The organism is Niallia sp. NCCP-28, assembly GCF_023168165.1.
GTDB lineage: Bacteria > Bacillota > Bacilli > Bacillales > Cytobacillaceae > Niallia.
Genome location: NZ_BQYJ01000002.1, coordinates 787,104 through 801,475, shown reverse-complemented (window position 1 = coordinate 801,475; position 14,372 = coordinate 787,104). Strand labels below are relative to the sequence as shown.

Annotated in this window: 9 protein-coding genes; 3 read left to right on the top strand and 6 right to left on the bottom strand. The window is 34.7% G+C overall.

Annotated features, from left to right (window positions below; all coding sequences use genetic code 11):
- Positions 1-272: 272 nt before the first annotated feature.
- Entirely contained in the window at positions 273-2,414 is a 2,142-nt protein-coding gene (gene nasC / locus NCCP28_RS08365) for an assimilatory nitrate reductase catalytic subunit NasC (protein WP_248560935.1), read from the bottom strand.
- Between the two features lie 71 nt (positions 2,415-2,485).
- A complete protein-coding gene (gene nirB / locus NCCP28_RS08360; RefSeq protein ID WP_248560934.1) occupies positions 2,486-4,846 on the bottom strand; it encodes a nitrite reductase large subunit NirB in 2,361 nt (786 codons plus the stop codon).
- A 372-nt stretch (positions 4,847-5,218) separates the two neighbouring features.
- Between nirB and NCCP28_RS08355 the strand changes: the two genes are divergently transcribed.
- Positions 5,219-6,424, top strand: a complete 1,206-nt coding sequence (locus NCCP28_RS08355) for a nitrate/nitrite transporter (RefSeq protein WP_248560933.1) — start codon at positions 5,219-5,221, stop codon at positions 6,422-6,424.
- Between the two features lie 98 nt (positions 6,425-6,522).
- Here the strand turns inward: NCCP28_RS08355 and NCCP28_RS08350 are convergent, their stop codons facing one another.
- Complete coding sequence (locus NCCP28_RS08350) at positions 6,523-8,217, bottom strand: M3 family oligoendopeptidase (protein ID WP_248560932.1); 1,695 nt, start codon at positions 8,215-8,217, stop codon at positions 6,523-6,525.
- Positions 8,218-8,501: 284 nt separating this feature from the next.
- Entirely contained in the window at positions 8,502-8,942 is a 441-nt protein-coding gene (locus NCCP28_RS08345) for a MarR family winged helix-turn-helix transcriptional regulator (protein ID WP_248560931.1), read from the bottom strand.
- A gap of 194 nt (positions 8,943-9,136) precedes the next feature.
- Here NCCP28_RS08345 and NCCP28_RS08340 point away from each other — a divergent pair, with 194 nt between their 5' ends.
- A complete protein-coding gene (locus tag NCCP28_RS08340) occupies positions 9,137-10,633 on the top strand; it encodes a PAS domain-containing sensor histidine kinase (protein WP_248560930.1) in 1,497 nt (498 codons plus the stop codon).
- Positions 10,634-10,984: 351 nt separating this feature from the next.
- On the opposite strand, the gene NCCP28_RS08335 is transcribed toward NCCP28_RS08340, so the two are convergent.
- Both NCCP28_RS08335 and NCCP28_RS08330 read right to left on the bottom strand, forming a co-directional pair.
- Positions 10,985-11,248: an aspartyl-phosphate phosphatase Spo0E family protein gene (locus NCCP28_RS08335; protein ID WP_248560929.1), complete on the bottom strand. Its 264-nt coding sequence runs from the start codon at positions 11,246-11,248 to the stop codon at positions 10,985-10,987.
- A gap of 565 nt (positions 11,249-11,813) precedes the next feature.
- Positions 11,814-12,989, bottom strand: coding sequence for a pyridoxal phosphate-dependent aminotransferase (locus NCCP28_RS08330; protein ID WP_248560928.1), 1,176 nt, complete (start codon positions 12,987-12,989; stop codon positions 11,814-11,816).
- A gap of 587 nt (positions 12,990-13,576) precedes the next feature.
- Between NCCP28_RS08330 and NCCP28_RS08325 the strand changes: the two genes are divergently transcribed.
- On the top strand, positions 13,577-14,365 hold the full coding sequence (locus NCCP28_RS08325; protein WP_248560927.1) for a carbon-nitrogen family hydrolase: 789 nt from the start codon (positions 13,577-13,579) through the stop codon (positions 14,363-14,365).
- Positions 14,366-14,372: the final 7 nt, after the last annotated feature.

The following is a 14,372-nucleotide window of genomic DNA, read 5'->3' as shown; positions in this document are numbered from 1 at the left end:
GCCCGAGCCTCCTCGGCACGCCTGCGGGGTCTCAGCCTTTTCTCTACTTCCCGCAGGAGTTGAGTGTCCTCCGCTCCATTCCACTTCTTTTTTAAAGGTTGTTATCTAAAACCATTTAAAAAAATAGAAAAAATTAATTATTTAGGCTACGGGTAATAACAACAAACTTTACTGAAACCACCCTTTTAAAAGTTTAAAAACGAACAATTATATATAATTGTTCGTTTTTATTTTCAGCTGGAATACTTATGTCCCAGCCTCGTTTTATTTTCTTATTCTGCTACAAAAGGATAAATCCTTACTGCACTTACTTTAAAGCCTGGCATCCTACAAGAAGGGTCTAATTCCCCTCCAACCAGCTTATTAACATTTTGTGACCCACTCCAATGGATCGGAACAAAAACCGTATCTGGACGAATTGATTCCGACCATTTGCTTCTTACGACAATATGCCCCCTTTTAGACTCTACTCTCACTAGCTGATTATCCAAAAGATTATACTCTTGAGCTGTTTTTGGATGTATTTCTATATATGATTCAAAATTCCTTGCAGATAGAGAAGCACTTTTTCTCGTTTGCACACCAGTTAAATACTGAGACATCACCCGACCTGTTGTTAAATATAGTGGATACTCTCTGCTGATACTTTCTTTAGGGACAACAGGTTTACTTGTAACAACAGTCATTTTTGCTTTGCCATCTTCTGTGGCAAATCCCTGTTCAAACAAACGAACAGTCCCTGGATGATTTTCTTCTGGACACGGCCACAAAATGCCCCCTTCTTTTCTTAAACGATCATATGTTATGCCAGAATAATCAGCAATTCCTCCTTTGGATGCCTTTCGTAATTCATTAAAAATATCTTCTGCCTTTTTATAAGGAAAATAGGCACCTTTACCAAGTACATCCGCTATCTCACAAATAATTTGCCAATCGTGTTTTACATCGCCTGGACATGGCTTGGATGCTTCTCGCAAAATGACACGACCTTCTAAATTAGTCATCGTTCCTTCATCTTCCAAATAAGAAGATGTTGGCAAAATAATATCTGCCATTTTTGCCGTTTCTGACATAAACATATCTACCGCAACAAAAAATGTTAATTTCCCTAAAGCCCTTTTAACAAAATTAGCATCAGGATTAGACATAACAGGATTAGAGCACATTAAGAACATTCCTTTAATTTCTCCCTCGTCTGTTTTTTCAAACATCTCAAAGGCTGACACTCCCTTTCGAGGAAGTTCACTCTCTTCTACTCCCCATATATTTGCAATAAAGCTTCGATGCTCCTCATTTTCAATGCTTCGGTATCCTGGCAATTGATCTGCCTTCTGCCCATGCTCTCTTGCACCTTGGCCATTTCCTTGTCCTGTAATCGCTCCATAGCCAGAGTATGGTTTGCCAATTTTTCCTGTTGCAAGAAGAATATTTAAAAAATTGCGCACAGCGGCTGTACCGTCTGTTTGCTGTTCAATTCCCCTTGCTGTTAAAATCATCCCAGATTCTTCTTTTCCGAATTTAATCCCTGCCTTTTGTATATCCTCTAGTGCTACACCGGTTAATTCTGCAATCTCCTCTAAATTCAGTGTACTAATATATTCTTTTACTTCAGCAAATCCATTGACCTGCTGCTGTATAAATGATTCATCTATTAAATTTTCTTCTAAAATAACTTTTAACAGTCCATTTGCCAATGCTGCATCGGTACCAGGACGGCCTTTTAAATGCAAGTCTGCTAGTTTCGTTGTTGCTGTTTCACGAGGATCTATCGCAATAATATACGCCCCATTTTCTTTTGCTTTTTCAAAATAGGGAATAATGGTTGGCTGACATTCTGCTAAATTTGTGCCTGCTAAAATAATGACACGAGTATAGGGTATCTCTGCTAAAGAATTGGTTAATCCTCTATCCATTCCAAATGTTTGATTTGCTGCTGTAGCTGCTGCAGACATACATAAGCGTCCATTATAATCAATATATTTTGTTTGTAGCGCAACTCGGGCAAATTTTCCTAATAAATACGCTTCTTCGTTTGTAATGGAAGCACTGCCGTATACTGCTAACGCATTTTTTCCATACTCTTTTTGAATGCTGGTAAAATTCTCTTTAATATGCTCCAATGCTTCTTGCCAAGAGATTTGAACAAATTCTCCATTTACTTTTCTTAATGGATATTTAATACGATTATGATGCATAGCATGTTGGTGTGCATTTAACCCTTTAATGCATAAACGCCCCTCTGAAGTAGGATTATCTTTGCCTATAACAGTATATTTTTTCCTTGATACGATGGATTCTTCTACCAATTGCATTTTGCACTGCATGCTGCAAAAGGGACATTGTGTGTCATATCTTTTTTCTTTCGGTGAGACTTTCTGCTGTGTTCGAAAATATTTTAATAATAATTCGGTCATGAAGACACTCCCTCTCTAGTGGCTGAAATTCCCGTTGCTTAAAAATTCACCTACTTCTTTTTAGCGATAGTTTATATAAAATTTCTCTCTAGATTATCTTTTTTCTGCTTGCGATCAGCTTCCAAACGATCAATTAGTTGTGTTCGAATATCTTTGTCAAACAAAACTTCACGAATATGCACTAAGTTAACTCTTTCCACCCATTGCCATGTTCTTTCCAGATAATTTGCGGTTTCCCGATAGTATTGAATAAACCCTAAAATAATGTCAATTGCTTCTTTTTTGGTGGCAGCAACATATAAAAGGTTTCCTGAACGATTATCTCTTCCACTGCTGCCGCCTACATAAATCTCCCAGCCTCTTTCCATCTCGATAAGCCCAATGTCTTTTGTAGTCGAGCCAGAGTTATTATGCATACATGCAGATATCCCTATTTTCACTCGATACGGCGCAGATAAAAATACGGTGCTTTCTTCTAATTCTACTGCTAGCTGCAAGGAACTTTCTTTAGAACAAGAACAGATATGCTCTCCGATATTTGTTTTAATAGGATGAACAATATGTCCGAATGAAGAGTTTAATTCCATATTTAATTCACTCCAAATAGCCAGTAAGTTCTCGTCTGTTATGCCCATTAAATGAATTCTCTGTTCACTAGATATAGCAATACGATCGATGCTATACTTTTGCGCTACTTCCCCAATTATTTTCAATTGACTTCCCGTTGTGACTCCTCCATACATTTGCGGAATAACGGTATAAGTTCCATCGCTATTTCTTATGGCATTCATTCGTTCGTTTACAAAACATGCATCCTTCACACTTTCATATTCTGGATAAATCATTCCTAAATAATATTCAACAGCCGGATTACAAATACTGCAGCCATCCTGTTTTTGCCAATTCAGCGCTGACATTACTTCTTTTTTCGAAGCTAAATTTAATATTTGCATTTCGTGTACTACTTCCTCTTCCGTTAAAGTAGTACAACTGCACATTGGCTTTACTTCAATTTTTTCATCAAATTCATCGCTGTTAATATATTCCAAAAGGTCAGCAACTAATGGTTTACAGCCGCCGCATGATCCTGATGCCTTTGTGCATTGCTTAATTTCCTCTACTGTTTGCAAGTCCTTATCAATAACCGCCTCAATAATTGCTCCTTTAGAAACGCCGTTGCAGTTGCAAATAATTTCACTTTGTGGCATTTCTCTAAAAGCACCTTGCCCTTTGCCACTTATTTGAAACCATTCGCCTTTTTCCACGTTGTCAATATTCTTTTTCTTCGCGACCATATCTAAGAAATAAGCAGACTTTTTTGTATCCCCAAAAAGAATAGCCCCAACGATCTTTTCCTCTTCTACAATTACTTTCTTATAGATGCCATCTAATTCATCAAACATTTTAATGACTTTCGCGGTTTCTTCTTCATAGACTTTTCCTACTGAAAATACATCCACCCCGGAAATTTTTAATTTCGTTGATAAAATCGAACTAGTATATCCGTCAACAGGCATGCCACAAATTCTTTTTGCAAGCACTTGTCCTTGTTCATATAAAGGCTTTACTAGTCCATACACAATGCCATTATGTTCCGCACATTCGCCAACAGCATAAATATTAGGCACATTCGTTTCCATAAAGTCATTCACAATGATGCCCCTATTTGTCTCAATTCCACTGTTTTTCACCAAGCTTATATTAGGAGAAACACCAACTGCCATCACCACCAAATCTGCTGCAGCAAACGTACCATCTTTAAAGCGAATACCTTCTACACGATCTGTTCCAACAATTTCTTCCGAGTCTTTACCTAATAGAAAATTCATGCCTTGTTCTTCAAGCTTTTGCTGCAATAGTTTTGAGGCGGTTTGATCTAATTGTCTTTGCATTAAATAAGGGCCATTATGCACCACATCTACTTCCATACCAAGATTGAGCAGCCCTCTTGCCGCTTCAAGACCTAATATTCCGCCGCCAATCACAATTGCTTTTTTAAACTTTTTAGAAGATTCGATTATTTCTTCGCAATCTTCTATCGTTCGAAATGTCATAACTCCTGACTTTTCTACGCCTGGAATAGGTAGAAGAAATGGATTGGATCCTGTTGCAATAATCAATTTATCGTACATGATCTTACGGGACTTATCAGTAACTATCCATTTTTCCTCTATTTCTACTTTTATAGCAGATTCACCAGAGTACAAGTTAATATGATGGTCTTTATACCAATCATAATCATTTATTACAATATCATGAATGGAAGCATCTCCTTGCAATACAGAGGATAATTGAATTCGATTGTAGTTTGCATGTGACTCACTGCCTATAATTGATATTTCAAATGTTTCAGGGTTATTTTTAATAATTTCCTCGATACATCGAACTCCAGCCATTCCATTCCCTATTACCACCAATTTTTCTTTTTTCATCGTTAAAAACCCCCTGCATTCTCAATAAAAAAATGTCTTAAATAGATACATAGCTTTCATTATTTCATACTATAAACTTTCCGAAAATAATTATGTCATATAATCTAACAATAAAAAATAAATGAGAACGCTTAACTAGTTGCTGTTGCACGATTTCCTTTTTTATAATAATTTTTAAATTTTAATTTCTTCTAAATTTTCCAAAAAAATTACGTTAGAAGTTCTGACACAATCCTTTTCCTTCCGTAAAACCTTTACTATAATCAAAAACATGTAATTCATTTATTGGTTTTTTGCTTTAAAGTAGCAGTGTTATAAATCTTCTATTTGCAAAATTTGTACCTTGCTTATAAAACAAAGGGGGAAATGTAAATGAAAATATCTGATTTAAGAAAGAGTGGTCATCCACCAACATTATTATCATCCTTTTTGTATTTTGACATCAGCTTTATGATTTGGGTAATGCTCGGAGCATTAGGTGTATTTATTTCAAAAGATTTTGGTTTATCTCCGGCAGAAAAAGGCATGATGGTTGCCATACCGACATTAGCAGGTTCTTTCTTTCGTATTGTGATGGGAATTTTAACAGATCGTATTGGTCCGAAAAAAACAGCAACAATCGGTATGATTGTTACAATGATTCCACTTATTTGGGGATTTGCAGCAGGGAAAACGATGCCTGAACTTTATGCTATTGGCATTTTATTAGGAGTAGCTGGTGCAAGCTTTTCTGTGGCATTGCCAATGACAAGCCGCTGGTATCCTCCACATTTGCAAGGACTGGCGATGGGAATTGCAGGAGCTGGAAATAGTGGAACATTAATTGCCACATTATTCGGTCCACGTCTAGCTGAACATTTTGGCTGGCATAATGTAATGGGTTTTGCACTTATCCCTTTAGTTATTGTTTTTATTATTTTCACAATATTGGCAAAAAATGCTCCATCCCAGCCAAAACCTCAACCAATTGCTAATTATTTTAAAGTATTTAAATATAAAGATACTTGGTTTTTCTGCTTATTATATGGGGTAACATTTGGTGGTTTTGTAGGATTAACTAGTTTCTTAAGCATTTTCTTTGTGGATGAATACAGATTAACAAGCGTACAAGCAGGTGATTTTGTTACATTATGTGTCGCTGCTGGAAGTTTCTTTCGTCCGGTTGGAGGCTTTATTGCAGACCGTATTGGTGGGGTAAAATTGCTTTCTACCCTATTTATTCTTGCAGCATTATGTATGATCGGTGTCAGCACACTTCCTGCACTTAGTATTGTAATTGCAATGCTATTTATCGGCATGATGTGTTTAGGAATGGGAAATGGTGCCGTATTCCAATTAGTTCCTCAACGCTTCCAAAAGGAAATAGGAATGGTAACAGGTATTGTTGGTGCAGCAGGGGGAATTGGCGGATTCTTTTTGCCAAATATTTTAGGAACATTAAAACAAATTACTGGTACATATTCCTCAGGATTCCTAACATTCGCTTGCATCGGCCTTGCTGCTTTTGGAATTTTATGGTTAGCTAATGCTTCATGGAAGAAGACATGGAATATAAATGGAGAAGCAATTAAATCCTAATAAAAAAGAAAAACGGTGTTATAAAAAATACACCGTTTTTCTTTTTGGCTTTATTAATGAACTAAACATCAATAGAGTTCTTTCCCAGAACCTTCTTTTTAAAGTTTTGTATCATCTATACTATTTAGCCATTGATCAATTTCTTGAATAACAGATTCTACACAACCATCCTCAAATGGAGAGATTAAATTAGCTTCTTTAACTAATTCTGTAAATGGCAAGCTCCCACCAAGTTTACAAAGATTCACATAATCATCCCACGATCCCTCTTTATTTTCCCGCGATTTTTTCCAAAATTGGAAAGCGCAGATTTGGGCTAGCGTGTAATCAATATAATAAAAAGGTGATGTGTATATATGGGATTGACGCTGCCAAAATCCGCCACTCTCTAAATATTCATTATCATCATAATCTTTATGAGGCATATATTTTTTTTCGATTTCCCGCCATGCTTGTTTTCGCTCTTTTGGTGTCGCAGTTGGATGTTCATATACCCAATGCTGAAACTCATCTACAGAAACGCCATAGGGAAGAAACAGCAAAGCCGAGCTTAAATGAGTGAATTTATATTTATCTGTTTCTTCTTTAAAAAACAGGTCCATCCAAGGCCATGTAAAAAATTCCATACTCATAGAATGGATTTCCGCTGCCTCATATGTAGGCCAATAATATTCCGGCAGTTCTAAATTGCGGCTGCTGTATACTTGAAACGCATGTCCTGCTTCATGTGTCAGTACATCAATATCACCAGAAGTTCCGTTAAAATTAGAAAAGATAAATGGCGCTTGATAATTTTCAATAAATGTACAATATCCTCCACCTGCTTTTCCCTTTTTAGCAACTAAATCCATTAATTGATTTTCTCTTAAATAGGAAAAGAAAGCACCTGTCTCCTCTGATAATTCATTATACATGTTTTGTCCATTTTCAATAATCCAATCCGCGTCACCCTTTGGAACGGGGTTTCCAGATAGAAAATTTAATGATTCATCATAGTATTTTAATTCATCTAAACCAATTCTTTTTTGTTGCCGTTTCTTTAATTTAGTTGCTAGCGGCACAATATGTTTATGTATTTGATTCCGGAAGTTTTTTACCATTTCTGCATTATAGTCTGTTCGATACATTCGGTAATAAGCCAGTTCCACAAAATTTTTATAGCCTAATTTTTCTGCTATTTCAGTGCGTACCTTTACCATATCATCATAAATGCGATCTAATGTCTTTTCTTGTTCAGAAAAAAATGCAAATCGTTTTGTATTTGCCTCCTTTCTTATTTGTCGATCATTGGACTCTGCAAATGGCTCCATTTGTGCTAATGTCCGCTCCTCGCCTTTGAACATAATTTTGGCAGAAGCTAATAATTTTGTATACTCTGTCGATAGTTTATTTTCTTGCTGCAATAGGGGCACTACTTCATCAGAAAAAACTTTTAATTGCGCTTCCGCTAATGCAAAAAGCTGTTTTCCTAATTTTTGTTCCAGTTCTTTACGAAATTTGGACTGTGTTAGTTCCTTATAATATTTTGTAACTAGACCTTCAAACTCAGGTGAAACTTCGTCTAAATAGTCTTGTTCTTTTTGATAATATTCATCATTTGTATCCACCGAATGGCGGATATAACATATATTGGACATTGTTGAGATATCATTGCGTAGATGGTTAATTTTTTTAATGATTACTAGTTGCGTTTCTCCATCTTTCGCCTCTTTGAATTTTTGTAAAAGGATATCAAACGAGGCAGTTACTTCTTTCCTATCTGGCCTTTTATATGCATATTCAGAAAATTCCATGCTTTATCCCCTTTCCATTTCTCATAAGTAAGACTTCCATATTAATCAAAACGTCAGCAACGATGCTACTAGAACTACACAATATTCTTGTTACAGCATTTTTGCTGGAATAAGCCACTAACTTTATCTATTACACATAAAATCCTCGCATTCCTGCTTGCTTTTCTTTATATGTAAATTACGTAGATTTAATGCTAAAAAGGCTTTGTTAATAACCAGAAAAAATAAATTTCTGTAACAGAGCCTACAAAAAAATGGCCTATAATCGCCATTTCTTATCTTTTTTATTTATTTGCTACAGATATTCCAAGTTTTTTTACAAGCTCAATAACTGTTTCCTTTTCCTCACTTGATAATTCTGCCATGAGTTCATGAATGCGTTCTTCATGTGTTGGAAAAATAGATTCAATCATTTCTTTTCCTGTTGCCGTAATTTGGGCAAATGTCACCCTGCGATCTGTCGGGCAGGCCACTCTTTTTAAATAGCCTTTTTCCTCCAATTTATCTACAACATATGTAATGCTTCCACTTGCTAATAATATTTTTCCTCCAATTTGTTGCAAAGGCTGATCTCCTTTATGATACAAAAGTTCCATTACTGCAAATTCTGTCGGATTCAGACCATATGTTTGAATTAATTTATTCACATTTTCATTGATGGCACGATATGCTCGTGAAAGTACAATAAATAATTTTAACGACTGATTAACCTCTTCTTTACTCATTTGTAGTCCATTCCTTTTATCTAATATAAAATATCTTGAATTCAAATCAATTATACTTTTTTTCCACAATTTTGTCAATTATTCATTATATTCAATTATTCAATTGTAAAATTATCTCAATTGTACTTCTAATGATACATGATATAATAAATAGTACTCAAAAAGGTAACTTTTCACTAGATGGAGATTACAAAATGAAAAATAAAATAAAAAAAATATTATTTTATCTGCTTATCACCATCCTCCCTGTCATAATATCTGGATATCTATATGCAAATAAAATAGTAAATGGCGAATTACAGCAACAAAAGAATGCAGCAAAATGGACTGGCACCATTCATCAAAAACAATGGGATTCCTTTATGAATAAAACAGTAACTTCCTTAAATATATTAAGTATTTCAATTGAAACAAATAAAGATGCCATGAATAATATAGAAAAGCTGCTCCGTAAAGTTTTTAATGAAGAACCTGCATATGGAGGACTGTATTTATTGGATAGTTCTGGAGAAACCATTACTGGATCTACTGATACATATGACCATATTTCCATTAAAATGAATCATGCCAGCTATATTAAAGAAGTAATTAAAACCAAAGACATGGTCATTAGCAACCAGCAGGAGATTCTAAATAATGGGCAAAAAGTAATTGGACTAGCAAAACCCGTTATAAAGGATAACGGTCAATTAGATTTTATCCTTGTTGCATATTTACGGATTGACTATCTATTAAATATTATGAAAATCATTACGCCAAAAGACAACATTGCTATTATGAACGCAAATGATGAAATAGTTTTAAGCATGAACTCTTATATTTCCTCTAAAGATGATGTCATCTCGCTGCCCATTGACCGGCTTCCTTGGCAGATAAAAGTAAGCGTCCAAGATATAGATACAAAAAAGATTATGCAAAAAACTTTAATATTTAGCATTTTCTGTTTAGTTTGTGCTCATCTTCTATATTTATTGCTGCAATTTTACTTATTTAAAAAGCGATCACAATTGGAAAAAAAACAAAACGAAATCCAAAAACTGGAACTGGTTGGGAATTTGGCTGCTAGTTCTGCACATGAGATTCGCAATCCACTTACTGGAATTAAAGGGCTTATCCAATTATTAAGCGAAAAATATAAATCAGAAGAAGACCAGCTGTACTTTTCTATTATTCAAACGGAAATAACAAGAATCAATGAAATTGTCAGTCAATTTTTATTCCTTGGCAAACCAACTGCACTAAAAAAACAAAGCATTAATCTTCAGCTAATCATCCATGAACTGAAGCCTTTAATTGTTTCAGAAGGAAACTTAAATAACGTAGAATGCCGTTTTACTGTTCCGGAAAAAAATATTCCAATAGTTTGTACAGTAGATCAGATGAAACAAGTCATTTTAAATATTACCAAAAACGCCTTTGAAGCCATGTCAGGAGGCGGCATCTTAACATTTACGATTTCTGAGACTGCTGGAAAAGTTACGATTTCTATTAAAGATTCTGGAGTTGGCATCCCTTCATCTCAGTTAAAAAAACTATTTCAGCCTTTTTATACTTCCAAAGATACTGGAACAGGGCTTGGCCTTATTGTTTGTAAGCGAATCATTCAATCTTTTCATGGAGAAATCTATATAACAAGCAAAGAAAGCATTGGCACAAAAGTTGAAATTGTTCTGCCAGTTGCCGCAAACTAGAAATTATTTCTATCAATTTAAATCCCCTATGCATTGCTGTAGGGGGTTTTTCATTTTCATCTACTTTTTTTGATTCATATATGTGCTGATTCTTCTTGCGGTGCTACTATATTAATAGAGAAGGGTATAGAATAGGATGCAGGCGTGTTTAGCAAGTCTTTTCTGTCGCCCATTTGTATGGATGAGGTAAAATAATTGATGTTGAATTCAATTTTCTTTATTAAAAAAATAAAAAATTCCTTTTGCTTTTTGATGCCATCTACTAACATGTTATATCATTATCTCTTCTAAAGGAATTTTAAAAAAATAGAGACAATTTTTCAAACTATCTCCTACTAAGCATTTTTCTTATTACAGCACTTTAGAATAATTATTTTGCCTATATACTAAATATCTAGACCAAACAATTGATGTTTTCTTTTTGCATTTTCTCACAAGGGTTCTTTTCTGATTGCTTTGCCGAAAAGCAAGTTGATATTGAAGAATTAATTTATCCAGTTCTTGACTATGCTTTATTGTTTCCTCACTTGTATAGCCCGTTTCTTTTGCAGATCGAATCATTGCCTCCCTCTTTTGCTGAATTGCTTTCATCATTTCTTTTTTTGCACCATGCACTTCCATTTCCTCCTAGTCCGTCGAAAAAATACTAATTTTTATCCTCTATTCAACAAGCAGCAAAACCTCTATCTAAAAGGCCATTAAGTGCCAGACATAAAATAGAGAAATCTTGTCCGGACGCCTGATAGAAAAAAAACAAACTGAAAAAAATCTCGTTTATTGAGTTTTACTTTATCGGCATAAAATTAGCTTACTTGATGAATTATTGCAAGAAATTATATAAAAGTAAATAGATTCGCAATATTAGACATTTTTTTCAAAAAAATAGGTATATATAACTATAAGAAAAATAGATTAACTTATTTTTCGACAAAATCCAACATTTTTATAACAGAAAGATCATATGTTCATTTCTCTTATAGGCATTAATTCCTATGATATTTAATTTAGTCCTTTAATCATACTACTTAGTTGAGATTCTCTTCATAACTATCCTAGAATAACCAATTATTGAGTATAAAGAGAAAATTTCTATATATTTCAAATAAAAAAGAGAAATGAAATTAAACAGCAGTATTTCATTTCCCCTTTTTTATATTATAAAATGTCACTTCTTGATTAATTATGTAAATAACGGCAATTTTTTTATTCTATTTACTGCCTCTACCAAACGTTCTTCTGAGGTTAATAAACCTGCACGCACATATCCTTCCCCATATTCCCCGAATCCTATTCCTGGTGCCACAGCAATATGAGCTTTATCTAACAGATAATCAGAAAACTGTTCGGATGTAAAACCTTCAGGAACTTTTAGCCAAGCAAAAAATGATCCTGCTGGCGCTTTTACATTCCAGCCTATTTCTTTTAACCCATCAACAAACACATTTCTTCTCTTTTCGTATAATGCATTTAATTCTTCGACACATGCAAGAGAGCTTGTTAATGCAGTTGCAGCCGCCTCTTGCACCGCCCCAAATAAGCTAACATATAGATGATCTTGATACAAATTAAGTGCAGAAATTACACTAGGATTACCGACAGCAAAACCAACACGCCAACCTGCCATATTAAAAGTTTTTGATAACGTGTAAATCTCAACTCCTATTTTTTTAGCATCAGGCGTCTGCAGAAAACTAATAGGTTTTATGCCATCAAACCCAATTGCTCCATAAGCAAAATCATGTACGACGCAGATGTCATTATCTTTGCTGAATTGAACAGTTTTTTGAAAAAAATCTTCTGTAGCAATAGCACCTGTTGGATTATTAGGATAATTTAAAAACATTAACTTTGCCTTTTGCAAAACATCATCTGGTATTTCCTCATAATTTGGCAAAAATTTATTTTCTTCTAGCAAAGGCATTTTAGCCATAACAGCGCTTGCCATTGCAATGCCTGATAAATAATCAGGATATCCTGGATCTGGCACCAATACTGTATCCCCGGGATTTAACAGACATTGTGGTATTTCCACTAATCCAGCTTTTCCTCCAAATAGAACCGCTACTTCCGTCTTCGGATCAAGATTTACTCCATACTCTTTTTGATAAAATGCTGCAATTGCTTCTTTTATATAATCGTATCCCGTAAAAGGAGAATATTTATGATTTAGCGGATTATCCGCTGCTTTTTGCAGACTTTGCACAATATGAGGAGGGGTAGGCTGATCTGGATTTCCTTGTCCTAAATTGATTATATCAAACCCTTTATCTGCATATTTAGACACTTTTGAAACAAGAGAAGCAAAAAATTGTTCCGGCAAGCTTTTTAAAATATTCGATTGTTCATAAATTTTCATTTTTCCACCTACTTTATTTAATTAAACCGATAGTCTAACCATCTTCTTTAAAAAAAGCCAACTTAGACACAGTGAATAGACAATCGTTTGCATTTATCCGTTTAGAAAATTGACCGGAAAACTTGGATAAACAGGCATAAAGCTATAGATTCCATATCCTGCAGCAACCTCTGTATGGCCTTATATCCTTATCAATCAATAGAGGATAGAGCCACTGATTAATAGTTTCACTTTATTAGCAAACACTACTCACAAAATTTTATTAATGAAAATATTCAATAATCTTTCATTTTATGTTATAACGAATAAATGAGTCTGTAAATAATAATCGGAAAAATAATAAAGTTTAAACCATGGATTTTATTTAAAAAGTGCTATATTAATGATATCGTTGATAAAAAAGATTTTAGATTCGCTCTTGAAAATAAAGTAAAACTTCAATCCGGCTTTTACGGGCAGTTATCCCCCACCTAGATTTCCCATTTCCTCTCATAATCTTGACTGAGGCGGAGGCAAAAGCCCGTTAATGCATGATAAATAGAACAAAAAATAATTTATATCGACAATAAATTAGGAGGAAGATAGATATGCCTTTAACAATCAGCATCATTCAAATGGACATTGCTTTTGGGGAGCCCCAAAAAAACTTTCTGATGGCAGAACAACAAATAAGCGAGGCTTGCAGCCGCGAAAGAATAGATATCATTGTCCTTCCTGAATTATGGACAACTGGATATGATTTAACAAGACTTGATGAAATCGCCGATAATGATGCAGAAAATACAATCGCCTTTTTAAAAAGAATGGCCGTTTCCTACAATGTTCATCTAGTAGGAGGATCTGTCGCAAATAAAAATAAAGATGGCATTTTTAACACATTGATTATCGTAAATAATAAAGGCGAATTAGTTCATAGTTATAATAAATTGCATCTATTTCAATTAATGGATGAACACCTATATTTACAAGGAGGCTCTGAAGAAGGATTATTCTCTTTAGCAAATCATCAATTTGCCGGAATGATTTGCTATGATATTCGCTTTCCTGAATGGATTCGTGCGCATACCACCAAAGGGGCAGAAGCAATCTTTGTAGTAGCTGAATGGCCACTGCCTCGTTTAGCTCATTGGAAATCCTTATTGATTGCCCGCGCCATTGAAAATCAATGTTATGTGATTGCCTGCAATCGGGCAGGATCTGACCCTAATAATATATTTGCAGGCCATAGTATGATTATCGATCCTTGGGGAGAAATCATAGTGGAGGCGAATGAAGACACGAGTATTATCTACGGTACCATTGATATGAACAAAGTAAAAGAAGTTCGCAAAACAATTCCAATTTTTGCTGATCGTAAACCTGAATTTTATTCATAAAGTGCAG

Excerpts from the sequence above, each read along its gene's own strand:
- nasC (WP_248560935.1), bottom strand. The coding sequence starts at position 2,414 with ATGACCGAATTATTATTAAAATATTTTCGAACACAGCAGAAAGTCTCA.
- NCCP28_RS08325 (WP_248560927.1), top strand. The coding sequence starts at position 13,577 with ATGCCTTTAACAATCAGCATCATTCAAATGGACATTGCTTTTGGGGAG.
- NCCP28_RS08345 (WP_248560931.1), bottom strand. The coding sequence starts at position 8,942 with ATGAGTAAAGAAGAGGTTAATCAGTCGTTAAAATTATTTATTGTACTT.
- NCCP28_RS08340 (WP_248560930.1), top strand. The coding sequence starts at position 9,137 with ATGAAAAATAAAATAAAAAAAATATTATTTTATCTGCTTATCACCATC.
- nirB (WP_248560934.1), bottom strand. The coding sequence starts at position 4,846 with ATGAAAAAAGAAAAATTGGTGGTAATAGGGAATGGAATGGCTGGAGTT.
- NCCP28_RS08355 (WP_248560933.1), top strand. The coding sequence starts at position 5,219 with ATGAAAATATCTGATTTAAGAAAGAGTGGTCATCCACCAACATTATTA.
- NCCP28_RS08330 (WP_248560928.1), bottom strand. The coding sequence starts at position 12,989 with ATGAAAATTTATGAACAATCGAATATTTTAAAAAGCTTGCCGGAACAA.
- NCCP28_RS08350 (WP_248560932.1), bottom strand. The coding sequence starts at position 8,217 with ATGGAATTTTCTGAATATGCATATAAAAGGCCAGATAGGAAAGAAGTA.